Annotated in this window: 18 protein-coding genes; 6 read left to right on the top strand and 12 right to left on the bottom strand. The window is 62.9% G+C overall.

Annotated features, from left to right (window positions below; genetic code table 11):
* Positions 1-73: 73 nt before the first annotated feature.
* The 5 genes from ACGLHR_RS29315 to ACGLHR_RS29295 form a co-directional block, all read right to left on the bottom strand.
* Complete coding sequence (locus ACGLHR_RS29315; protein WP_400097949.1) at positions 74-1,306, bottom strand: MFS transporter; 1,233 nt, start codon at positions 1,304-1,306, stop codon at positions 74-76.
* Between the two features lie 357 nt (positions 1,307-1,663).
* Positions 1,664-2,119, bottom strand: a complete 456-nt coding sequence (locus ACGLHR_RS29310) for a hypothetical protein (protein WP_400097947.1) — start codon at positions 2,117-2,119, stop codon at positions 1,664-1,666.
* Between the two features lie 330 nt (positions 2,120-2,449).
* A complete protein-coding gene (locus ACGLHR_RS29305) occupies positions 2,450-3,364 on the bottom strand; it encodes a bestrophin family protein (protein WP_400097945.1) in 915 nt (304 codons plus the stop codon).
* A gap of 156 nt (positions 3,365-3,520) precedes the next feature.
* On the bottom strand, positions 3,521-6,322 hold the full coding sequence (locus tag ACGLHR_RS29300) for an ATP-dependent Clp protease ATP-binding subunit (RefSeq protein WP_400097944.1): 2,802 nt from the start codon (positions 6,320-6,322) through the stop codon (positions 3,521-3,523).
* Positions 6,323-6,592: 270 nt separating this feature from the next.
* Positions 6,593-8,866: an FdhF/YdeP family oxidoreductase gene (locus ACGLHR_RS29295; protein WP_400097942.1), complete on the bottom strand. Its 2,274-nt coding sequence runs from the start codon at positions 8,864-8,866 to the stop codon at positions 6,593-6,595.
* A 414-nt stretch (positions 8,867-9,280) separates the two neighbouring features.
* Between ACGLHR_RS29295 and ACGLHR_RS29290 the strand changes: the two genes are divergently transcribed.
* Positions 9,281-9,478, top strand: coding sequence for a hypothetical protein (locus tag ACGLHR_RS29290; protein ID WP_400097940.1), 198 nt, complete (start codon positions 9,281-9,283; stop codon positions 9,476-9,478).
* Between the two features lie 38 nt (positions 9,479-9,516).
* Here ACGLHR_RS29290 and ACGLHR_RS29285 read toward each other — a convergent pair whose 3' ends face one another.
* Positions 9,517-10,458 carry a tyrosine-type recombinase/integrase gene (locus ACGLHR_RS29285; protein ID WP_400097938.1) on the bottom strand — a complete coding sequence of 314 codons (942 nt, stop codon included), beginning with the start codon at positions 10,456-10,458 and terminating at the stop codon, positions 9,517-9,519.
* A 474-nt stretch (positions 10,459-10,932) separates the two neighbouring features.
* Between ACGLHR_RS29285 and ACGLHR_RS29280 the strand changes: the two genes are divergently transcribed.
* From ACGLHR_RS29280 to moaA, 4 genes are all read left to right on the top strand, one after another.
* Positions 10,933-12,375 carry a cytochrome ubiquinol oxidase subunit I gene (locus tag ACGLHR_RS29280; RefSeq protein ID WP_400097936.1) on the top strand — a complete coding sequence of 481 codons (1,443 nt, stop codon included), beginning with the start codon at positions 10,933-10,935 and terminating at the stop codon, positions 12,373-12,375.
* Between the two features lie 13 nt (positions 12,376-12,388).
* Positions 12,389-13,396 (top strand): cytochrome d ubiquinol oxidase subunit II, encoded by a 1,008-nt coding sequence (gene cydB / locus ACGLHR_RS29275; RefSeq protein WP_400097934.1) that lies wholly within the window; start codon positions 12,389-12,391, stop codon positions 13,394-13,396.
* Complete coding sequence (locus ACGLHR_RS29270; protein ID WP_400097932.1) at positions 13,396-13,533, top strand: DUF2474 family protein; 138 nt, start codon at positions 13,396-13,398, stop codon at positions 13,531-13,533. The genes cydB and ACGLHR_RS29270 overlap by 1 nt, the downstream gene beginning before the upstream one ends.
* 212 nt (positions 13,534-13,745) lie before the next feature.
* Positions 13,746-14,846 carry a GTP 3',8-cyclase MoaA gene (gene moaA / locus ACGLHR_RS29265; RefSeq protein WP_400097930.1) on the top strand — a complete coding sequence of 367 codons (1,101 nt, stop codon included), beginning with the start codon at positions 13,746-13,748 and terminating at the stop codon, positions 14,844-14,846.
* Between the two features lie 17 nt (positions 14,847-14,863).
* Here the strand turns inward: moaA and ACGLHR_RS29260 are convergent, their stop codons facing one another.
* The 6 genes from ACGLHR_RS29260 to ACGLHR_RS29235 all read right to left on the bottom strand — a co-directional run bounded on the left by ACGLHR_RS29260 (position 14,864) and on the right by ACGLHR_RS29235 (position 21,709).
* Positions 14,864-15,130, bottom strand: a complete 267-nt coding sequence (locus ACGLHR_RS29260; protein WP_400097928.1) for a transcriptional regulator — start codon at positions 15,128-15,130, stop codon at positions 14,864-14,866.
* Positions 15,117-16,577 carry a PLP-dependent aminotransferase family protein gene (locus ACGLHR_RS29255; RefSeq protein ID WP_400097926.1) on the bottom strand — a complete coding sequence of 487 codons (1,461 nt, stop codon included), beginning with the start codon at positions 16,575-16,577 and terminating at the stop codon, positions 15,117-15,119. The genes ACGLHR_RS29260 and ACGLHR_RS29255 overlap by 14 nt, the downstream gene beginning before the upstream one ends.
* Before the next feature lie 97 nt (positions 16,578-16,674).
* Positions 16,675-17,886: a molybdopterin molybdotransferase MoeA gene (locus ACGLHR_RS29250; RefSeq protein WP_400097924.1), complete on the bottom strand. Its 1,212-nt coding sequence runs from the start codon at positions 17,884-17,886 to the stop codon at positions 16,675-16,677.
* Positions 17,880-18,761 (bottom strand): formate dehydrogenase accessory sulfurtransferase FdhD, encoded by an 882-nt coding sequence (gene fdhD, locus ACGLHR_RS29245; RefSeq protein ID WP_400097922.1) that lies wholly within the window; start codon positions 18,759-18,761, stop codon positions 17,880-17,882. Before fdhD ends, ACGLHR_RS29250 begins: the two co-directional genes overlap by 7 nt.
* 157 nt (positions 18,762-18,918) lie before the next feature.
* A complete protein-coding gene (locus ACGLHR_RS29240) occupies positions 18,919-19,365 on the bottom strand; it encodes a phosphate-starvation-inducible protein PsiE (protein ID WP_400097920.1) in 447 nt (148 codons plus the stop codon).
* Between the two features lie 16 nt (positions 19,366-19,381).
* On the bottom strand, positions 19,382-21,709 hold the full coding sequence (locus ACGLHR_RS29235; RefSeq protein WP_400097918.1) for an FdhF/YdeP family oxidoreductase: 2,328 nt from the start codon (positions 21,707-21,709) through the stop codon (positions 19,382-19,384).
* A 453-nt stretch (positions 21,710-22,162) separates the two neighbouring features.
* Between ACGLHR_RS29235 and yjjJ the strand changes: the two genes are divergently transcribed.
* Complete coding sequence (gene yjjJ / locus ACGLHR_RS29230) at positions 22,163-23,488, top strand: type II toxin-antitoxin system HipA family toxin YjjJ (protein ID WP_400097916.1); 1,326 nt, start codon at positions 22,163-22,165, stop codon at positions 23,486-23,488.
* Positions 23,489-23,686 lie beyond the last annotated feature (198 nt).

Raw genomic sequence — 23,686 nt, 5'->3', positions numbered from 1 at the left:
GCGCTTGAGGACTTCCGAGCGGAAGGCTTCTTGCGGTACGCCGGTCCACTGTCGAAGGTCGCAGGGGAGGCGGCTAGCGAATCGGAAGCGGCTTTGGCCCAAGCCATGCAAGCGCTGGCGATTTTCGGCGCCAATGGCGAAGTTCTGGAGAGTCGGTCAAGTCATTTGCAGCCGTCGGTTGCGCGACGAGAAGGATTAGCGCGATGGTGGCGACACAGAAAGCCGCGCCCGCATAGAACGTGAAGGCTGCGCCCAGCCGGTCCCACAGCAGGCCTGCCAGCACGCTGGCGACGAGCAGGGCCAGCCCGCTTGCCAGATTGAAAAGGCCGTACGCCGTTCCACGCAGGTCGTTGGGCGCGGTGTCCGCCACCATCGTGGCAAGCAGGCCTTGTGTCATGCCCATGTGCAGGCCCCATAGCGCCACACCCGCCAGGGTGACCGCCCAATGGGTGCCGAGCGCGAGCACAAGATCGGCGAGCACCAGCACGACCAATCCCCAGGTCAGCAGCGTCGTATGACGCAGACCATCGGACAGCTTCCCGAACGGATACGCTGACAGCGCATAGACGAGGTTCATCGCCACCAGGACCACCGGTGCCAGATAGAGCGGCAAGCCGACCTGCTGGGCACGAAGCACCAGGAAGGCCTCGCTGAAGCGCGCTAGCGTAAAGACGGCACCGATTGCGACCACTTGCCAATATGGCCGTCCCAGCCGAGTCAGGTTCGCCCATTTGATGGGGTTGGTGCGCTTGACGCCGCCCTGGGGCTCCGGCTCCCGCACGCCAATCATGAGCAGCAATACCGAGAGGATGCCAGGGATAACCGCGACCCAGAAGACGGCACGGAAGTCGTTTGCCCAGAGATACATCAGGCCGATGGCGATCACGGGCCCCAGAAGTGCTCCCACGGTGTCCAGCGATTGCCGCAGCCCAAACGCGGCACCCCGGAGATGGGGCGGCGCGATGTCGGCCACCAGCGCGTCGCGGGGCGCCCCACGCATGCCCTTCCCGATCCGGTCCGTGAGACGCGCCGCCAGCACGGTCCCCACCCCGGGGGCCAGCGCAAACAGGGGCTTGGACAGTGCCCCGAGCGCGTATCCGGCGACGGCGAGTCCCTTACGCTTGCCCAGGTAGTCGCTCAAGGTGCCGGAAAACACCTTGACCATTAGCGCGGTTGCCTCCGCGACACCCTCGATGAGTCCAACGTAGAAGGCGCTGGCGCCAAGTGTCGTCACCATGAAGACCGGCAGCAAACTGTGAATGATCTCCGACGAGATGTCCATCAAGAGGCTGACGAAGCCCAACATCCATATGCCTGACGGAATCTGGCTCAGTGTACGAGTGGAAGCGGCCACGGTGACTCCCTTGTTACTCCTTTGTTGCCTGATTGAGGCTCCCGCCGCGGCGCAGCATGAGTAAGAGGGTGAGTCAGGGCCAACGCGAGCATGCTGGCGCTCTATCCGCCTGGATCGGAGTCCAGCCATGCCGAAGCCCGGGAAGGTGACCATGCCGATGCATGAACTGGACCGGTTCAAGGTGTGCTGCGGTATCGCGAAGACCCTCCAAGCAGGCTCGGCCGCGACAAATAACAGGCAACAACCCCGCGTTGTCGAACGCCACGCCATCGGCGTCCGTGACCTGCCCATATCATCGCCGCCCGAGCACTACAGCAGATCAATTTGCACCAATGTATGGCAGTAGTCGTAGGCGGCCTCACCGTGCGGACCATTCGTCGGCCCTCCGAAGCCAGGGGTCAGTCGTAGGTCCCGGAGTATTTGGACCGTGAGCCCGAGCGTCATGTGCGGACGCCAACCGCTCGCCGGTTTCGCGACACGAAGGATGTAATAGCCTTTGCAGGCCTCTACCGCGAAGGGGTCGGTTCCCGACGGTGGCGTCACGTGATCGACCTCGACGATTTCGAATTGGCCCGTACCGGTGACCTCGGTGTGCTCGACGTTCCGGAACGCTCCGAGGTCGATCGCCCTAAAGCTCTTGATCCCAAGACCCGACACGCCCAGGCCGCGCACGTCAGTTACGCAAACCTTGAGGTAGATCGCCTGCTCCATGGCGCCAGACTGGAGGCCATACTTGTCCAGAACCGCCTCGACGCGACTGACCATGACGCCCTCCTTTCCCTATCGATCCACTCTTGACAGAATCACATCTAGCAAATTCCCGGGACTTTTCAAGGGACATTTCGAAGGCGGCGAATTCGTCATTGGCTTCACCCGGCCAACGGCATTCGACAGGCCCCGCACGTTGGTTGCATGAGGCAACCTGCGAGGCGCCGTTACGCCCGGTATGCGCCGGCGAAGGCGTCGCCGAGCCAGCTCATGTCTCCGCCCCGCTCGCATGCCCAATGGACAGCCGACTCGACCGAACCATGAGGGCGTGCGCGATCGTGACTTCGCTGGGAACCCACTCGGATACGCAGACGGCGCAACTCGACCCTAGGTTAGCTGATACAACGAATCGGGTACCTTTTCTTCCGGAATTTCACGATTACAAAGCTCAAGTAGCGATCGCTCGATATTTCTCGTGATTGCGTCGAGCGCGAGCGCGTTTGGAGCCATACTAAATGGCTCCGACACTTCTTCGGCTATCGCCTCCAACGCAATTAACGTGTAGGCGACGAAAACGCTGATTATTGGAGTAAACAGTTCCGTCGAGTCGACAAGGCCAAACGGGAGCATTATGCAATATGCATATACCGTGCGATGAAGCAGGACGCCATAGGAGAATGGAATTGGAGTGGATGCGATTCTCTCGCACCCTCCAACTGTTTTTTCCAGATCGTTTATCCGGGCGTCGAACATCCATAGCTTCGTGTCAAAAGTCCGCTCACTCAATTGAAGTCGACCAAGCTTGCAGCGAATATCATTGAGAATCGCGATCGGCTGATAATGTTTTGAACGCAATCTTTCCGCTGCTTCCCGGCCCAGAAGTCGATTCAAATCCTGCATCGGATCCGTTTTACGAAGCTGGTGCTTCAGTGCATAGACAAACGCAATAAGACCATTGACAAGCTGCACACGATCCGCACGGTCATCATGGATGTAGCACAATACCTGCGACGTGAGCGAGCGCGAGGCGATGAGTACGCTGCCCCAAAGATGCCGCGCTTCCTTGTAGCGCTCATAGCTGGCATTGTTCCTGAACGCAAGAAAGATCGTTAGCGCCACTCCGAAGAGTGTGAAAGGGGCGGTATTCAGCGGAATCTTTTCGCCCAGGATACGTCCTTGGGTGAGGACCGCAAAGCCGCTCACAACAGCCAGGAAAAGTAGCTGCGGAATGATTGACAGCAATACGGAGCCGTTCCACACGAACAGCATGCTGAACCAATTCTTCTTTGGCCGCACGATCATAATATTTTCTTGATTTTTAAATAATACCCACGTGGACAGCCAAATTCCTGATGAAATCAGTCCACGTCACACTTGCCGCTGGCATCGCTGGGGGGCACGCGCCCGGCGTATTCAGCCTGGGGCGCCCGCCTCGATCGTACCCACACTCACCATTAGTCAAGGAGGCGGAGGCGGCGCGGAAACACAAGAATCGGGGTTACCTGAAGGCTCCGGGCTATTTCCTGCCGTGGATTGAGCGCTCGTCGTGCCTGGCTTATTCACCTTGGCTTTCCGAGCCACCGCGGCCTTATTCAGTATCACCTCACCCTTATCCTTGTCAAAGCCCAGCTCGACACTATCACCCGATTTCAGGCCGTCGCCGAGAATCTCCTTCACGAGCCTCGTTTCGACCTTCTGACGAATCTGGCGCTTCAGTTCGCGTGCACCGAACTCCGGCTGATAGCCTGCCTCGACCAGATGATCGATGAGTGAAGCGCTGAGCGTCACCGTGATGTCCTGTGCTGCGGCGGTCCGCACCACCCTTTCGAGCTGAATCTGCACGATCGAGCGGATGTTCTCTCGCGAAAGCGCATGGAACACGATGATATCGTCGATGCGGTTCAGGAACTCAGGACGGAAGTGGCCCTTGAGAACCTTCATGAGTTCGTCGCGCAACGCCCTGTCGGTGATGCGCGAATCCTCAGGGCGCTCGAGGTTCTCCATGATGATCGCTGCGCCAAGGTTGCTGGTGGCAATGAGAATCGTGTTGCTGAAATCCACGACACGCCCCTTTCCGTCGGTCAGGCGACCGTCGTCAAACACCTGCAGCAGCACGTTGTTCACGTCGGGGTGTGCCTTCTCGATCTCGTCGAGCAGAATCACGCTGTAGGGACGTCGCCGGACACGCTCGGTCAGTTGCCCCCCTTCGTCGTAACCCACATATCCTGGGGGCGCGCCAATGAGCCGTGCAACCGCATGCCGCTCCATGTACTCGGACATGTCAATACGGATGATCGCCTGTTCATCGCCGAACACCGTTTCCGCCAGCGCCTTTGCCAGTTCGGTCTTGCCGACGCCGGTGGGCCCCAGGAAGAGGAACGTTGCAATCGGCCGGTGTGCTTGACCAAGCCCCGCGCGTGACAAACGCACGGCGTCGCTGACTGCGACTACGGCTTCCTCCTGGCCCACTACGCGTTCGCGCAACTTGGCTTCCATCTTCAGGAGTTTCTGACGCTCTTCCTGAGTGAGGTCAGCAACCGGAATGCCCGTAAGGCGAGATACCACCTCTGCGATTGCCGCGACCGTTACCTCAAGCGTCTGCGAGCCTGTCTTGCGCTGCCAAGCCTCGGTCAGGTCGTCGAGCCGCGTTTGCTTCTCCTTGATGCGTTCTTCAAAGTCTTTCGCCTCATCGTAGCGCTTGCGCGACGACGCATAGTCTTGCTCGCGCTTGAGCTGTGCGATTTCCGCTTCGAGTTCCTGGATATCGGCTGGCCGCGATGTCGAGCCGATGCGCACACGCGCAGCCGCCTGGTCGATCAGATCGATGGCCTTGTCTGGCAGAAAGCGCGACGTAATGTAGCGGTCTGAAAGCTCGGCGGCGGCGACAAAGGCATCGTCGGCAAACGTGACCTGGTGGTGTGCCTCAAGCTTGTCGCGCAGGCCGCGCAGGATGATGATGGTCTGCTCAACAGTTGGCTCCGGCACGAGCACCGGCTGGAAACGTCGCTCAAGCGCGGCGTCCTTCTCGATGTATTTCTGGTATTCGTTGAGCGTCGTTGCGCCGATCAGGCTCAGTTCGCCGCGCGCAAGCGCGGGCTTCAGCACGTTCGCGATGTCAAGGCCGCCTTCGCCGCCGCCCTGCCCCGCACCCACGATTGTGTGCAATTCGTCGATAAACAGGATCAGCTCGGCGTTCTTCGCGCTCACCTCGTCTATCAACTGCTTCGCACGCTCCTCGAATTCGCCCCGATACTTCGCGCCCGCAACCATGGCGTTGATGTTTACCTCGACGAGGCGCTTGTCGCGCAGCACCTCTGGCACGTCGCCATTGACGATGCGCTGCGCGAGGCCTTCGACAATCGCAGTTTTCCCAACCCCCGGCTCGCCGATCAGCACCGGATTATTCTTCTTGCGCCGGGCAAGGACTTCGATCGTGCTCTCGATTTCCTGCGCGCGACCGAGCACCGGGTCGAGCTTGCCCTGCCGCGCCATTGCCGTAAGGTCGCGGCCGAACTTGTCGAGCGTCGGGGTGCCCGTCGGCGTATCGACTCGGCCGTCCTCCGCGCCCTTGCCGACGAGTTTCACCACCTTCTGGCGCAGCGCCTCGGGCGTCACGCCGTACTTCTTCAGCAGAGTCCCCGCGATGCTGTCCGGGACGGCGGCAAGGCCGATGAGCAGATGCTCCGGGCCAACGTACGAATGTCCCAGATCACGCGACGCCTGAAACGCGTAGAGAAAGGCTTTCTTCAGGCGCGGAGAAATCGTCATTCTATCAATCGGTGCATCCGGCTCGGCAGGGCCCGTTTGCGCATGCTTGTCGATGTACCCCATGATGTCCTGCGGCGAGAGCTTCAACTCCTTGAGCAACGCGGTCCCGACGTCAGTATCGGCAAGCACGTACAGCAGATGCTCTGTATCAAGCTCATTGCGACGCAGTTCGTGGGCTTTCTCTGCCGCGCGCTGCAGGAGTTCAAGAGTCTGCTCGCTGAACGCATCGGTGACATCCACGGATTCACGCGGCACCTCTGCAGCCAGCCCCGAATCCTCGGCCTCATGATCCATCACGCCCCCCAAACCATCGAAGAAACGAGACAAGCCACCACCCAATAGCGAGTCGAACGGATTGATCATGCTCTGGTGACGCAGCAGCTGGCGATAGTCATAGTCGCAGATTGACATCGTTTTGCGCTGACCGTTCTGCACAACCGCGACCCGCGCAACGGCTGGGCGTGCATTGCAGATTTCACAAAGTGTCGACATGATGGATTCATCTCCATAGTGAGGTGTGGCAGGATGCCACCACGCGCGCAATTGACGCGGGAGGCGCCGCGATCTAGCCGCGGCACCTCCCCATGGGGGCATGAGGATCTGGCTCCCCCAGGCCGATTCGCTTCTCTGCTGCCGACTCCACTCGGCGACATCGAAATGACACACGTACTCAAGAAGTGAGGAGACGTGCAACACCCTGCCCGTGGATAAGCAGGTTTAATCGTGTGACCTCCTGCCAAGTAGCTTGGTGCTCGCCGCAAATCACGTCACTTCCGAGCGCACCACACGCACCGGAACTGACTTGTAGGACGGTGTGCCACTATCTTCATCGATGTAGTCGAGCGGCACCAGTTTGTTCGCTTCGGGATAGTAAGCCGCGACCGAGCCGGCAGAGATGTCATGCTCGATTGCGGTAATTTTTTCAACCCGAAGCAACCTGCCCGATGTAATCGTCTCGATATCGACCAGATCCCCATGCTCCAGGCCACGCGCGGCCAGATCCGCTTCGTTCATGAACAACACATCACGCCGACCGAACACGCCCCGATACCGGTCATCCATTGCATAGATGGTCGTGTTGTATTGATCGTGGCTGCGGATTGTCACGAGGCGCAACACATCGTCGGCCTGGACTTCCTTGTCTTCGTGCAGCCCTTTGAACACGAAGAACATGGCTTTTCCTGATGGCGTTTCCCATTTTCGCTCAGTGGGCGGAAGCGGCATGCGAAATCCTCCCGGAACTCGAACGCGCTCATTGAAATTCTCGAATCCCGGCACAGTCTTCTCGATCAGATCGCGGATCCCGTCATAGTCTGCGGTCAATTCAAGCCATGACACCCTGCTGTTCGGCAAGGTGGCGGTGGCAATGCCCGCCACGATAGCTGGCTCGGATCTCAGGAACTCGGACGCGGGCGTGAGCTTCCCGGCTGAGGCGTGAACCATCGACATCGAATCCTCTACCGTCACCGATTGAGGCCCGGTCTCCTGCACGTCAAGTTCGGTGCGACCCAGGCAGGGCAGCAAATAGGTCTCCTTTGCCACTAGCAGATGCGTGCGATTGAGTTTGGTCCCGATGTGGACACTCAGGTCGAGCCTGTCCATGGCGGTGAAGCATTGATCAGGATCAGGCAGCGCGACCGCAAAGTTCCCGCCCAGGCATATCAATGCCTTGGCCGTGCCTGCAATCATCGCTTGCATCGCCCTGACAGCGTCATGCCCATGCTGGTCGGGCGGCTTGAACCCGAATACTTCCTCGATTTTTGCGAGAAAGCGACTCGACGGCTTCTCAGTAATGCCAACCGTCCGATTGCCCTGCACATTTGAGTGACCTCGCAATGGACAAATGCCGGCGCCAGGTTTTCCAAGGTTGCCGCGCAACATCAGCAGATCGCACAGCAGACGGACATTCGCGGTGCCTTCATTGTGCTGCGTGACACCCATCCCGTAGCTGATGATCGTGGCATTCGACTTTGCATAGGCAGCCGCGACCAGTTCAAGATCCGCGCGGCCAAGTCCGCTGGCCTTCTCGATATCCGGCCATTCCGTGGCCTCGAGATCATCAGCAAGCGCGTCAAATCCTTCGGTATGCGTAGCGATGAACTCGTAGTCGAGGACACCGCCCTGCCTGGCCTCCAGGTCCATCAACGCTTTCATTACGCCTTTGATGGCAGCCGCATCCCCTCCGGCCTTAACCTGGAAATAGGACGATGCGATTCTCGTGGAACCGTAAGTCGCCATTTCAAGCATGTTCTGGGGGTCCGCAAAACGCTCAAGCGCTCGCTCGCGAAGCGGGTTGAATACGATAATGGGAACCTTGCGCCTTGATGCCTCGTGCAAGGTTCCCATCATCCGTGGGTGATTCGTACCGGGATTGTGTCCGATCGAGATGATGAGTTCACATTGATCGAAATCCTCCAATGAGACGGTGCCCTTGCCGATGCCGATCGATCGAGGCAGGCCAACGCTCGTCGGTTCGTGGCACATGTTTGAACAATCGGGGAAGTTGTTCGTTCCATACTCTCTTGCGAACAACTGATAGAGGTATGCGGCCTCGTTCGAGGCCCTCCCCGAGGTATAGAACTCGGCCTCGTCGGGCGACAGCCCGCGGAGCACTTCGCCGATACGGGCGAAGGCTGCTTCCCATTCCACCGCGCGGAACGTGTCGGTAGCGCGATCGTAGACGAGAGGATGCGTGAGGCGGCCCAGGTCTTCGAGTTCGTAGTCGGTTCGATTCAACAGCGACGACACTGTGTGGCTCGCAAAGAAATCGGGGCGAACCCGCTTGGTAGTTGCCTCCCAGGTCACCGCCTTTGCGCCGTTCTCGCAGAACTGGAATGTGGACAGGTGTTCCTTGTCAGGCCACGCGCACCCCGGACAGTCAAACCCATCCGGCTGATTGGTCCGAAGCAGTGTGATCGGGGCCTTGGTGGTATCCATCTGCAGGCGAATAGCCGTGGCTGTAGCTTTAAGCGCCCCCCAGCCTCCTGCGGGACCATCGTACTTCCGGATACCTGGCACTTCGCGTCGATTAGCCATGTTCTCTCCACAAATTATTCCGGATATACCGGAGTAAAAGGTCGATTAATCTCAGCCACATGATTGACTATACGTAACGATACACTCGGTTTCCACTCCGGGAAAGTAGAGGTTACAAATGAAGAAAAAAATAGGACGTAGCTCAGTATATAAATACAATAATTCCGGGCAGTATATAAATTAACGACAACCCAATCGGTATATAAATTTCATTATCCATAGCGTTTACCAGCATTTCCGTAACATGATCGACGTACAACAATTTCTTAAAGAATGCACGCTGTCTTCTCCGCAAAGCTGGCAAACTTTCCTTCAGCCACTTGGGCGGAAAAGGCATGAACAGGTTTGGCGAAAATTGACCGTGAGCCGTACTACAGACAGCTGGAAACTCCACTTTCGCGGGAGATGTCGCAAATGCAGGAATTCGACTTCTACATCAATCCGAAGAGGCCAACACTGGGGCTCTATGTGCGTAAGGGAGCAGGACTCCCCGACCTCGCCGACCCAGATCAGTGGGTGCTCGACGGCAATGTCTGGCAGACCGAGGTGCCACCCGAGATCTTGAAGGGGCTAGAGGCCAATGGCCACGCGTTTCAGGAACTGGGGGCGTGATTCAGTACGCCCCGGCGTTGATTTGCACGGAAGCTTGACTAAGCACTGAGCCGACGATCAGCGGGCCCGGGTATGGTGGCGAGCATTCGGTCGCACGTGTGATTGCTGGTCAGCCCAAGCCGCTCTGACACGCGGTCGCGTGGTACCCCGGCAAGGAGCGCGCGCCGACAATAGGTATTTCGCAGAATCCGCGGGCTCATATCAGCCGCCCTATAGTCGATCGCCTCGAATGCATCGCGCACGATATTTCCGAGACTCATGTCAGTGATTGGTGTGCCGGAGGGCCGTAGGGCAAAAAGCAGGTCACCAGCAATGGGGAGTGTAGCCCGCCGTACCTTCCACGCATCCAAGGCCGGGACGGCGAAGGGCTCCAGCTGAACGGACCGGGCGACCTTCGCGCGACCCTCTGGGACAGAGAGAAATGATGAGGGGCACGAGGTGTGAAGGTCAGGAATGGTCGCGCCTCGGCCTTCTGCCGCCGTGACGCCAGCACCTAGAAACAAGGCCAGGATGGCTCGCATGCGAAGCCGTGAGACATCGTCGCCTTCAAGCGGCTGCACAAAGTCCTGCAGCCGCGCGTCCACTTCCTCTGGCAAGAAGAGTGGAGCGGCCCCGTCGGAGGACCAGCTGCCATCGCGCGCCGGATCGGCGGCAGGGTTGGTCTCCCGCACACCGATCTCTACAAGGTGACGACACAAACGGTCGAGCAATTGCAGGTAGCGCATCCTTGTGGCAGACGTGTAGGTGGCCGCCTCCGGATCGCGCCAGAAGGCTTCGATATGGTCGCGATCGAAGTCTTCCAGCGTCACACCATGGGCGACCAGATGGCGCTGAAAACGGTCAAGCATCGCGCGATGCTGGACGATCGACTGTTGAGCAAAGCGGCGTTGATCTGTGCCCGCGGATTCGCGTCCTTGCCAGTCTGCATACGCGAGGGACGGATTCTTGAGCCACAGATTATTCATAGCGAACTTGATCACTGGGTTTCTTGCCTCTAAGCGCTGCCGCATCTCCGACGCAGATATCGCGCGAACAATGCGAAAGCAGCGCCCCGGCGGCTGGACTACTCGCGCGCTGACGTCACCCGAAGCACGAAGATGTGGCGCCCGGCTGCCAGCCGTTATGAGAATGGTAGAAAACAACGACGCGCCAACCGGAGTACAGAGAAGCCCTCCCATCAACAGAACAGTTCGATCTCTGCAGCTGTGACTGCTCCTGCTGATCCAGGTCCTGGCGATGGCCTTGCGCGTCTGGCCATGACTGTGATCCTGCGCAATAGCGCCATCTGTATGGCTGCAAGGCGCCTGGCAAGCGCTTCTTCCGGCTTGCGCAAACTGAGCTTTAGCGGTTCGGCCAGAACTGTAACCTTTGCGGGCGGGCTGTAGTCCCTACGCTTGTCCCTAGTGTCGCGCGACACGCCGTCTGCCGGCGGCAACCCCACGGAGAGCACATCGATGCACGGACTCACAGCGCTGGAACTCGCTCGAATCCAGTTCGGATTCACGGTTTCGTTTCACATCCTCTTTCCTGCCATCACGATCGGGCTGGCATGTTTCCTGGCCTTCCTGGAAGCGCACTGGCTGCGGACCCAGGACCCTGTGTACAGGACCCTGTACCAGTTCTGGGTCAAGATCTTCGCCCTGAACTTCGGCATGGGGGTCGTTTCCGGCCTGGTCATGGCCTATGAGTTCGGCACCAACTGGTCATTCTTCTCGCAGTTTGCCGGGGGCATTACGGGCCCGCTGCTGACCTACGAGGTGCTGACCGCCTTCTTCCTGGAAGCGGGTTTCCTCGGCGTCATGCTGTACGGCTGGAACCGCGTCGGGCCTGGGCTGCACTTCTTCGCCACGGTGATGGTGGCGCTCGGCACCATCATTTCTTCCACCTGGATCATCGCTTCCAATAGCTGGATGCATACGCCAGCGGGCTACGCCATCGTCGCCGGCAAGGTGGTGCCGACCGACTGGCTTGCCGTGATCTTCAACCCCTCGTTCCCCTACCGCCTCACGCACATGGTCATCGCCGCGCTGCTGTCCACGGCACTGTTCGTGGCGGCGTCCTCGGCCTGGCAGCTGCTGCACGGCCGGGCAGTACCCGCTGCCAGGAAGATGCTGTCGATGGCCCTGTGGATGGTGCTGGTCACAGCGCCGCTGCAAGCGGTGGTGGGTGACGCCCACGGCCTGAACACGATCGAGCACCAGCCCGCCAAGATCGCGGCGCTCGAGGGGCACTGGAACACCGCCGCCAAGGACGACAAGGGCGGGTTCCCGTTGATCGTTTTCGGCATCCCGGATATGGAACGCGAGGAAACACGCTACGCCATCGAGATCCCGCGCCTGGGCAGCCTGATCCTCACGCACAGCCTCGACGGCCAGATCCGCGGCCTGAAGGACTTCCGCAAAGAGGACCGCCCCAATGCCACCGTGCTGTTCTTCACCTTCCGTACGATGGTTGGCCTGGGCGTGCTGATGATCCTGTTCGGCGTGCTGGGATGGGTGCTGCGCCGCAATGGCGCCGTGTACCGGTCCCGGGCCTTCCTGCGGCTTGCCGTCCTGATGGGCCCCACCGGCCTGATCGCGCTGCTTGCCGGCTGGATGACCACCGAGCTCGGCCGCCAGCCCTGGGTCGTCTACGGCCTGCTGCGCACCCGTGATGCCGTTTCCGCACACGAGGCGGCACCGGTCGCGCTGTCGCTGGCCCTGTTCGTGGTGGTCTATTTCATCGTCTTCGGCGTGGGCATCCGCTACATGCTCAAGCTGGCGAGCGCCGGCCCCACCGCCGACGCGCACGAAGAGCCCCCGCCCTACGGGCCGGGCAGTGTCGGCGCCGTTCCTGCCGCCATCACCACGGCCCCCGCATCCAACGCCATGGCCCCGCACGGCCAGCGCAAATCCTGAACAGGTGATCACCATGGGCATCAATCTTCCCGTTATCTGGGCCGGCCTGATCTTCTTCGGCGTGATGATGTACGTCATCATGGACGGCTTCGACCTCGGCATCGGCATCCTTTTCCCCTTCGTCGGCGACCGCTATGACCGCGACGTCATGATGAATACCGTTGCGCCGGTCTGGGACGGCAACGAGACCTGGCTGGTGCTCGGCGGGGCAGCGCTGCTCTGCGCCTTCCCGCTGGCCTACTCGGTCCTGCTCAGCGCGTTCTACCTGCCGCTGATGCTGATGCTGCTCGGCCTGATCTTCCGCGGCGTGGCCTTCGAGTTCCGCTTCAAGGCGAGCGACCGCAGCCGCCCCTACTGGGACAAGGCCTTCTCGTGGGGCTCGGTGGTCGCCGCCTTCTTCCAGGGCGTGATGCTGGGCGCCTATATCGACGGCATTGCCATGAAAGGCACCACCTACGCCGGCGGCGCTCTCGACTGGCTGGCGCCGTTCCCGATCTTCACGGGCGTGGGCGTGGTGATCACCTACGCCTTCCTTGGCGTCACCTGGCTCATCATGAAGACCGAGGGGCGGCTGCAATGGACCATGCTGCGCGTGGCCAACGTGCTGACGGGCGTGATGCTGGCGATGATCGCGGCGGTGAGCGTGTGGACGCCGCTGACCCATCCGGGCATCGCGCAACGCTGGTTCTCGCTGCCCGATCTCTTCTTCTTCCTGCCCGTGCCGCTGCTGGTGCTGGCTTCGGCCGCCGGCATCTACCGGGCCCTGCGCGGACGCCCGAACGTGTCGCCGTTCCTGTACGCGCTGCTGATGATCTTCATGGGCTATACCGGGCTTGCCATCAGCGTGTGGCCCAACATCATCCCGCCGTCGGTTTCGATCTGGGATGCGTCGTCCGCGCCGCAAAGCCAGGGCTTCGCGCTGGTCGGCACCCTGTTCATCGTGCCGATCATCCTGGCCTACACGTCCTGGTCCTACTACGTGTTCCGCGGCAAGGTCCGGCGTGGAGAGGGGTACCACTGATGGCCAGGATCACCCAACCACGGCTCAGGGCCCGGCTTGGGTGGCTGCTGGCGCTCTGGCTGGCGGGCGTCGGCACGGTCTTCGCCTTTGCCTGCCTGATGCGGCTGGTGATGCGCGCGGCCGGGCTCTCCCACTGAAGCCATGCCGCATTCCCTGCGTCAACTGGCGCTTCAGGGGGCACCCGCTGCGGCGCCCCACCCAACTGTTCTGCTACCTGTCCCGGCGATTTGTACGCCTGCCGGGCAGCCATCCATCCCTAGTATTGGCGGCATGGCAAGGCAGCCAGGCGCCACACCGGCCGCCCCGCTGCCGCGCCATGCCCCACGCCATTGCTCCAGGGAGATTCGCCATGCAACCAGCGCTTGTGCAACCAGGTTCCGCCGCCGTCAGCCTTGAGGCACTTGTACCGGCCCAGGCATCGGGCGCCTGCCGGGACCAGTTGGGCCGCCCACTGCGGGACCTGCGGTTGTCCGTGATCGATCAATGCAACTTCCGCTGCACCTACTGCATGCCCAAGGCGCGCTTCGGGCGCGACTATCCGTTCCTGTCCCCCGAGCAACGCCTGTCTGATGTGGAACTGCTCCGGATCGTGCGGGCCTTTGTCAGCCTTGGCGTGGAGAAGGTGCGCCTGACCGGCGGCGAGCCGCTGCTGCGCAAGGGCATCGAGTCGCTGGTCGAGGGCATAGCCGCCATGCGGACCGTCGACGGCGGGCAGGTGGAAGTGGCAATGACCACCAATGGCAGCCTGCTTGCCCGCAAGGCCCGCTCGCTGCGGGACGCGGGCCTCGGCCGGGTCACGGTCAGCCTGGACAGCCTGGACGACCAGATCTTCCGCGCCATGAACGACGTCGATTTCCCGGTCGGCCGCGTGCTGGAGGGGATCGAGGCGGCATGCGCCGCGGGCCTGGCGCCGGTCAAGGTCAATTGCGTGGTCGAGCGCGGCACCAATGACGCACAGGTGCTGCCGCTCGTCGAGTACTTCCGCGGCAGCGGCGTCACGCTGCGCTTCATCGAATACATGGACGTGGAAGGCCCCAGCGCGTGGTCCCGGTCCCGCGTCGTCGCCTCCGACGAGATCCGCGGCATCGTCGAGCGCGCGCATGCGCTGGTACCAGTGGCAAGGCGGGACGGCGAGACGTCCAGCAATCATGCGCTGGCGGACGGCAGCCTGAAGCTGGGCTTCATCTCCAGCGTGTCGCACCCCTTCTGCGGCGATTGCACCCGCGCGCGCGTTTCGGTCGACGGCCGGCTCCACCTGTGCCTGTTCGCTACGAGCTCGGTCGATCTGCGCCGGCACCTGTCTGCCGCTCGCCCGGTACAAGCCGTGGCGGATGCGGTACGGCAAGCGTGGCAGGCGCGCGCAGACCGCTATTCCGAGCTGCGCGCGGGCAGGCTGGCCAGCGGCAAGCGGCAGTACCCGACGGTGCGCATGTCGCTGGTGGGCGGCTGAGCCGCGGGGCGCTGGTCTCAGGCCGGATCCGGGAAAACCTGCGCGGCAAGCGCCGCGCCGGCTTGCGTCAGGCTCGCGTGTCCGCGGCCTTCCTCGTCGATCGCGACGTCGGCCAGTCCGGCGGACTGCAGTTGCGTCAGCCCGCGCCGCAGCACGCTCATCGGCAGCGCTGCCCGCTTGGCGATCTTGGCGAGCGACCAAGGGCTGGCGCCGCCCTCGCGCCTGGCTTGGCACAGGACCACGAGGACTGCCAGGATGGCGGGATCGATATCAGCGTCTTGCATGGTCGTGGTTGTCCTCGCCCGACTGGCGGTTGCGCGCAAGCAGGTGTTGAGCGATCTTGCCCAGCGTCTGCACGGCGGACTCGATGCCGGGCGACCATTGCGCGCTGTAGTTCAGCCGGATGCAGTTGCGGTAAGTGGCCCCGGGCGCGAACATATGCCCCGGTGCAACGGTGATGCGGCGCTCCAGCGCCGCGTGGTACATCTCCATGGCGTCGATGCCCTCCGGCAGCTGTACCCACAGCACATAGCCCCCCGCTGGCCGCGACGTGGTGGTGCCCTCGGGGAAAAACCTGCGCACGGCGGCGGCCATGATGCTGGCCTGCTGCGCATAGGCCTTGCGCACCCGCCTCAGGTGGGAGTCGTAGCCATCGTTCTTCAGGAACTCCGCGATCGCCAGCTGCGGGATGGCCGGCGTGGTCAGCGTGTTGAGGAACTTGAGCCGCTCCACCACGTCCCGGTAGCGGCCCGGCAACGCCCAGCCGATGCGAAAGGCGTTGGTCAGCGTCTTGGAGAAGGAGGCGCAATGCAGGACGATGCCGGCCGTGTCATAGGCCTTCAGCGAACTGGGATGGGACTTGCCATAGTAGAGCTCGCCGTAGACGTCGTTCTCGATGACGGGGATATCCTTGGCAGTCAGCATCGCCACCAGGCTACGCTTCTTTTCATCGGGCATCTGGAAGCCGAGCGGATTCTGGAAGTTGGGCATCACCATGCAGGCGGCCACTCCCTTTTCGTCGATCAGCCGCTCAAGCGCGCCGATATCGATCCCCTCCACCGGATCGGTCGCCACCTCGATGGCGCGCATCCCCAGCCGTTCGATGGCATGGAGCATCGCATAGAACGTCGGCGACTCCACCGCGATCGTATCGCCCGGCTTGGCCACCGCCTGCAGGCAGAGGTTGATGGCCTCGGTGGCGCCGATGGTTACGATCACCTCGTTCGGGTCGATGGCGTAGCCGTTCTCGAGATAGCGGCGCGAGATCTGCCGGATCAGCTCCGGGCTGCCCGGCGGCAGGTCGTCCAGCATGGTCCACTTGGCGTAGCGCCGCGCGATGTTGTTGGCGTACTGGCTGATGCGCTGCCAGGGAAACAGCGCGGCGTCGGGATAAGGCGAGCCGAGCGGCACGGCCTTGTCCGAGCGGATCGAGCGCAGTGTGGAGAGCACCAGCGCGCTGACGTCCACCGCGGAAGGCTTGGCACTGGGCCGCGACGGCCGCAGCTCGATCGCCGGCTCGCCAGGCCGGGCGCGCACAAAGTACCCGGACTGTGGCCGGCTTTCGATAATGCCGCGGCTTTCCAGCGTGACATAGGCGCGGATCACCGTGGTGATGCTCATGCGGTGGTGCTGGCTTGCCTGCCGCACCGAGGGAATCCGCTCGCCGGGCAGCAAGACACCCTGCAGCACCAATGCCTCGATATCCGCAGCCAGCTTTTCATATAGTTTCACGCCGCGCTCCCCTCGCCAGCCATTCCACTCCGGCCCGGCCGGATCGTTCCCTGCCCCGGGGCTGCCGTTGCGCCGGCTGCCCTTCGCCGGCTTGCCGTCAACTGAGCCAACGATGGAGATCATAGTACGGCAGCGGCACATTATGGAGTTGCCCTGCACTTTGCGGCCCCACACGCACAAAGCCGCTGGCCTGGCCTAGCGCCGACACGGAAGCAGCACCCTGCTGGGCATTGACCTGGACGATGCCTTCCCGGCCGCCCGGGTTGCTGACCTCGCCCACGCGCCAGAACGCGTCGCACGATTGCGTGCGCGCGCCAGCCAGCGCCGCTCGGACCAGGCTCACCGGCGGGAACAGCTCAGCCCGACCCTGCAGCCGGCGCAGCAGCGGTGTCACCAGCAGTGCAAAGGTCGCATAGGCCGCCGCCGGGTTGCCGGGCAGGCACACCACGGGCTTGCCGCGCAGGCGCCCCACCGTCACCGGCTTGCCGGGCTTCATGTTGACGCCCCGGCAGAGCAGCTCGCCGCCCGCCGAGGCCAGCGCCGCGACTGCCAGGTCGCGCTGGCCGACCGAGGCCCCGCCGGCGACCAGCACCAGGTCGGCGTCGGACGCCAGTTCGCGCAGCATGTCATGGAGGGCGCGCTCGTCGTCCTGCACATGGCGGTGGCAACAGACCACGGCGCCCATTTCCTGCACGAGGGATTCGAGCATCGGGCCGTTGACATCATGCACCTGGTACACGTCGCGTGGTTCGTCGTGCGCCGCCACCTCGTCGCCCGAAGTCAGGATCGCGACCTCGACCAGGCGGCGGACCGGCACCTGCGCCAGGCCCTGTGAGGCCAGTGCGGCAATATGGCCGGCCTGCAGCAGCGTGCCGGCCGGCAACAGCAGGTCTGCGCGGCGCGCATCCTCGCCCTTGCGCCGGATGTGCTGGCCCGCCACGGGCGCCCTGGCGCAGGTGACGCCACGATAGCTCTCCAAGGCATCCTCGAGCGCGACGACGGCATCGGCGCCAGGCGGGATCACGCCACCGGTGTAGATGCGGATGGCATGGCCAGGCAGCAGCGGCTGCGCTCGCATGCCGGCGTAGACAACCTGCTGCAGCGGCAAGCAGGCGTCGCCGCGACAGTCTTCGCTGCGGACCGCGTAGCCATCCATGGCGCTGCGGTCCGCCGCCGGCGTGTCGATGACCGCGGCCAGGTCGCGCGCCAGCACGCGGCCGGTCAGCAGCCCCAGCCACACGGTTTCGGTTTCCGGCACCGGCTCCGCGCACATTGCGAAGACGGCCTGCGCCTCGTCAAAGCTCAGCATGCCGCGCCTCCCGCCGGAGCGCACGTGGTGTGCGCATCGTTGCCGCCGCCCGGTGTTGCGCCGGTATAGTCGACGTATCCGTCCTTGCGGCAGAAACTGAGCAGACGCAGGCCGGCCTGCTCGGCGATCCGGATTGCCAGCGAGGTCGGCGCCGAGATCGTGGCCAGCATCTGGATATTCATGCGCGCCGCCTTGCGCACCAGTTCATAGCTGGCGCGGCTGGACAGGAACACGAAGCCGTCATCCATCGCCACGCGCTGCATCGCCAGGTGGCCGATCAACTTGTCCAGGCCGTTGTGCCGGCCGACATCCTCGAATACATGCAGGATCTCGCCGCGCTCGTTGCACCAGGCCGCGGCGTGGACGCCACCGGTGGCCCGCATCAGCCGCTGGTGCGACGGCAGCGCCTCGACGGCGCGCTCGATCACCTCGCGCGACGGCGCCAGCCGCTTTGCCGGCTCCGGGATGCGCGCGGGCAGCAGGTCGAGCAGCTCGATGCTCTCGATGCCGCAGACACCGCAGCCGGTGCGGCCCGCCAGCGAGCGCCGGCGCGCCTTCATCGCGGCGAAGGCGTGCTCGCTGATCTGCAGCCGCACTTCGGCGCTGTGCCGGTGCACGCGCGCTTCCAGGTCGTGGATCTGCGCGTTGCGGCTGACGATGCCCTCGGTCAGCGAAAAGCCGACCGCGAACGCCTCCAGGTCCAGCGGCGTGGCCATCATCACGGCGTGCGAGATGCCGTTGTACACCAGGGCCACCGGTAGTTCTTCCGCCACGTTGTCGGTGGCCGGCTGCGCCGCGCGGTCCTTGTGCCGTACGATGCTGCGCGCTTCATAGCCTGAGTGTTCAACCAGTTCAACCGGTTCGGTGCAATCCATGGGAACCTCGCGAAGATTGATGCCACCCCGGCACGCGTCGAGCGCCAGGGGGCGTTGTCGGATACTGTTGGGAATGATGGTAAGCAGGGGCCGCGGCGCACGAGGGATACAGTTGCGCCAATCCGCGACATCCACAGATGCCTGCGCGCACCGCCCTTTACTCCCCGGCGCCGCTTTCCCCGTCGTCGGTGCTGGGAAAGCGGTACTGCCCGTAACGCAGGATCAGCACGCCGCAGGCCAGCATGACAACGCCGGCACACAAGGCCAGCATGTGGAACTCGGTGGACTCGTTAAAGCGCAGGATCAGGTCGCGCGCCAGCGAAACCATCGCGATATACAAGGGGAAGCGCACCGGCAGCTGGCCGAGCTTCAGGTAGCGCACTACCATCGCCAGCACCTCCAGGTACAGGAACATCAGCAGCAGGTCGGTAATCGAGACCGCGCCGATGCCCGCAACCTTCCAGCCTTCCTGTGCCATGGTGAACGTCGTTGCCAGGCCGATCACGACCAGGCCCGCCAGTTCCGCCATGCCCAGGAAGGATTCAAGGCGGGCGCGCACCAGCCCTTGGCCCGGCCGGGAGCCGGGTTTTCTGTCCAAGCTCATTGCTCTGCTGCCGCGGTTACGCCGCCGCCGCGGGCTGGCGACTGGAGGGGCTCAGCAACACCGGCACCGATTTGGACGTGGGCGTGCCACAGCCATCGCCGGTGCTCTCCAGGGGCACCAGCGGATTGGTCTCGGGATAGTACGCACCCAGGCAGCCTTGCGGAATGTCGTATTCGACAAGCACAAAGTCCTCGACGTGGCGCTGCACGCCATCGTCCCAGACACTGGTGATGTCGACATGCTGCCCCGCCTTCAGGCCAAGCAGAGCCAGGTCGGCGGGATTGATGAAGACTACCCGGCGCAAGCCGAAGACGCCGCGGTACCGGTCGTCCAGACCATAAATCGTGGTGTTGTACTGATCGTGCGAGCGCGTCGTCATCAGCACCATCAGCCGGTCGCCATATTGCTCGCGGGCACGATGGATAGGGGTGTCCTTGTCGATGCGATTGACCAGGAACTGCGCCTTGCCTGACGGCGTGTGCCACACGCGGTTGCGGGACGCAGGCGTCAGGTGGAAGCCCCCCGGCACCGCGACGCGCTCGTTGTAGTTCTCGAAGCCATCAAGGACCTGCTCGATGGCATCGCGGATGCGGGCATAGTCCTGCGCATACCAGAGCCAGTCGATCTTGTCCGAGCCAAGCGTGGCGGCCGCCATGCGCGCGACAATGGCAATCTCCGACAGCAGGTGCGGCGACGCCGGCGCGTTCATGCCAAAGGAGATATGGACCATGCAGACCGAGTCCTCGACGGTCACGCCCTGCGGCACGCCGTCCTGCTGGTCGATCTCGGTGCGGCCGAGCGTGGGCAGGATCAGCGACTCCTTGCCGTGCACCAGGTGGCTGCGGTTGAGCTTGGTGGCGATGTTCACGGTCAGGTCGCACTGCCGTAGTGCCTCGAAGGTGCGCGGCGTGTCGGGCGTGGCCGTGGAGAAATTGCCGCCCAGGCCGATGAAGACCTTGACTCTGCCGTCAAGCATCGCCGAGATGGTGTTGACCACGTCGTACCCATGCTCGCGCGGCGGCTCGAAGCCAAATGTAGCCTGCAGGCGGTCCAGGAACGCTTCCTCGGGCTTTTCCTCGATGCCCACCGTGCGGTCGCCCTGCACGTTCGAATGCCCGCGCACCGGCAGCAGCCCGGCACCGGGGCGCCCGATGTTTCCGCGCATCATCATCAGGTTGGACAAGATCTGCACCGTCGGCACGGAATGCTTGTGCTGCGTCAGCCCCATGCCCCAGCACGCGATCACGCGCTTGCCCCTGGCGTAGACCTGGGCCAGCGCGTCGATATCCTCCTGCGATACGCCCGACTCCGCGATGATGTCCGCCCAGCTTTGCGCGCGCAGGTCTTCGACAAAGTCGCCGAAGCCAATGGTGTGCTCGCGCACAAAGTCCACGTCGATCAGGCGCGTGCGGCCGTGCCTCACCGCCTCGTCGTCCAGTTCGGAGAGGCGCTTGGCCATGCCATTGATCAGGGCAAAGTCGCCGCCCAGCTTAGGCTGCACGAACATCGAGGCGATCTTGGTGCTGGAGCCGGTCAGCATCTCCACCGGATGCTGCGGGCTGGTAAAACGCTCCATCCCACGTTCGCGCAGCGGATTGATCGAAACGATGGTGGCACCGCGCCGCGCGCACTCGCGTAGCTCGCCCAGCATGCGCGGATGGTTGGTCGCCGCGTTGTGGCCAAACAGCAGGATAGTGTCGGCATGCTCGAAGTCATCCAGCACCACGGTGGCCTTGCCCGCGCCGACCGTCAGCGGCAAGCCACGGCTGGTGGCTTCGTGGCACATGTTCGAGCAGTCGGGGAAGTTGTTGGTGCCATAGGCACGCACGAACAGCTGGTAGAGGAACGCGGCCTCGTTGCTGGCACGGCCCGAGGTATAGAAGGCGGCCTGATTCGGATCGGGCAGCGACCGCAGGTGGCGCCCGATCAGTGCAAAGGCTTCGTCCCATGCGATCGCGCGGTACTTGTCGGTCTGTGGGTCGTAGACCATGGGGTGCGTCAGCCGTCCGTGCTGTTCCAGCTCGAAATCCGTTTGCGCCATCAGCGATGTGACCGTGTGCTGCGCGAAGAATTCCGGCGTGACGCGCATGCTGGTGGCCTCAGCCGCCACGGCCTTGACGCCGTTCTCGCAGAACTCAAAGGTGGAGGCGTGCTGCCGGTCCGGCCACGCACATCCGGGACAGTCGAAGCCATCCGCCTGATTCTGCTTGAACAGCATCTTGTACTTGCCACCGGCAACCTTCTCCTTGATCAGGTTGATGGCAACGTACTTCAGCGCACCCCAGCCGGCCGCTGGGTGGGTATAGGAGGAGATATGGCCTTTTTCAGGCGTCGGGGAGCTCATGGCGTGGTGTCCTGTAGCGACTGGAGCGGCGTCCGGCCTGGCCCATGGGGTCGGTCCGGATCGTCGCGGTGCCACCAGATTAGGTCTCGCGGGTGTGCCCGGGTACGTACAAACGGCAGCGCTGCCCGGGAGTACAGTTTTTCGCTAGCTGCCTCTTCGCCCTAGGATGCATGCCAACCGCGCTCGTCCGCGACCGCGTCTTCTGCATCCGTTTTGCCCCCCGAGCTGGGCCAGGTGTCAGTCCAAGGCATCGACGGCGACCAGCCAGCGCAGTAAGCACCCGTGTGCGCCAACCTGCGCAACTGGCCCGCCGGCGCACGTCGAAAACACAAGATACTTTTTAGACACCTATCCAGTATCTATTCACGAATCACCTGCCAAACCATGGAATGCGACCATAATTGATTGATATATAATGATTTCTATATTTCATCATCAATTCAGTATCTATTCATGGTTGCGCATACCCCTGCTCTGCTGGACGCCCTTAGCCAAGGCCCCGCTAACGCGGGGTACCTGTGTGGGCGGCTAGGGATCAGTCAGCCCACGCTGTCGCGCCGTATCGCAGAAGCCGGCGATCGCGTTCTGCGCATTGGCAACGCCCGAGCTGTGCGCTATCTGGCACGCCGAAGCGTGGCGGGGCAGGCGCAACTGGCGCTGTACCGTGTGACGGTTGCAGGACGCATTGAGCAATGGGGTGAGCTGTTGCCGGTCCATCCGGGCTTTGTCGTACGCCAGCCTGGCCAAGACGACCGCTGGTTCGAGGGCTTGCCATGGTGGTTGCTGGACATGCGCCCGCAAGGCTTTCTTGGGCGGCACTGGGTGCGCCAGCGCGCCGCTGGGCTCGGTTTGCCCGATGATCTGCTGACCTGGAGCGACGACCACGTGCTGGCCGCGCTGGCAGCGGGACAGCATGACGTGACCGGCAATCTACTGCTGGGTGACCTGAGCCGCGACGCCTGGCTGGCACACCAGCCGGACAACATCGCCGCCGGCGAACGCGCTCAGCGCTTTCCGGGCCTGGCGGCCCAGTCGATGGCGGGCGAGCGGGTCGGCTCCAGTGCCGGCGGAGAGCAGCCGAAGTTCGCCATCCAGGTCGATGGGCAGGACGTTCTGGTCAAGTTCAGTGCCGCGCAGGACAGCGCGATCAGTCAGCGTTGGCGAGACCTGCTATTGGCGGAACATCTCGCCCTGCAGCAGTTGGTGGATCACGATTTGCCCGCGGCCAAGAGCGAGTTGCTGGATGCCAGCGGCCAGCGTTTCCTGCAGGTCGCCCGCTTCGATCGCACCGCGCAGGGCGGCCGGCGGGGCGTGGTGTCCCTGGCTGTGCTGGATGCGGAATTCGTCGGACGCGGCCGAGGTGCTTGGCCGGCCATCACCGACGCGCTGCTCAAGCAGGATGTGATTACGGACCAGGCGCACCACGATGCCGGCCGGCTATATGCCTTCGGCCGTCTGATTGGCAACACGGATATGCATTTTGGCAATCTCGCCTTCCTGCATGACGGCGCGCTGCCGCTTTCATTGACGCCGGCTTACGACATGCTGCCCATGGGCCTGGCACCCGACCGCAGCGGCGCAATGCGGGACAACCTGGACGCGCTCACGCCGCCCGCGCAGCCGTCGGCCGATATCTGGCAGGAGATGCTGCCGTCGGCCCGCACTTACTGGCGACGGCTCGCTGAGCACCCGCTGGCCAGCGCAGAATTTGCAGCGATTTCAGGACAGCAGCAGGCCTGGCTGGACGACGTCGATCGGCAACTCGAGCGCCTGGCCTAAGACAAAGCCCTGCTTCGGCGGGGCTTTCAGACTGCTGACAAACCTGAAGCATTAGCCGAAGCCGCCGAACGGGCCAAAGCCCCGCACCATGACGACGGCTGTCTCTCCCTCTCCCCTCAGGGCTGAGGTTTGCCCACAAATCGGCGTCCTCGATAAGGCAGTGCTACTTGTAAACACAATCTGACGGTGTTAACTTCA

It is taken from the genome of Cupriavidus sp. CuC1 (assembly GCF_044627735.1).
GTDB lineage: Bacteria > Pseudomonadota > Gammaproteobacteria > Burkholderiales > Burkholderiaceae > Cupriavidus > Cupriavidus ulmosensis.
The sequence above is the reverse complement of the archived record's forward strand: the minus strand, read 5'-3'. Positions and strand labels throughout refer to the sequence as shown.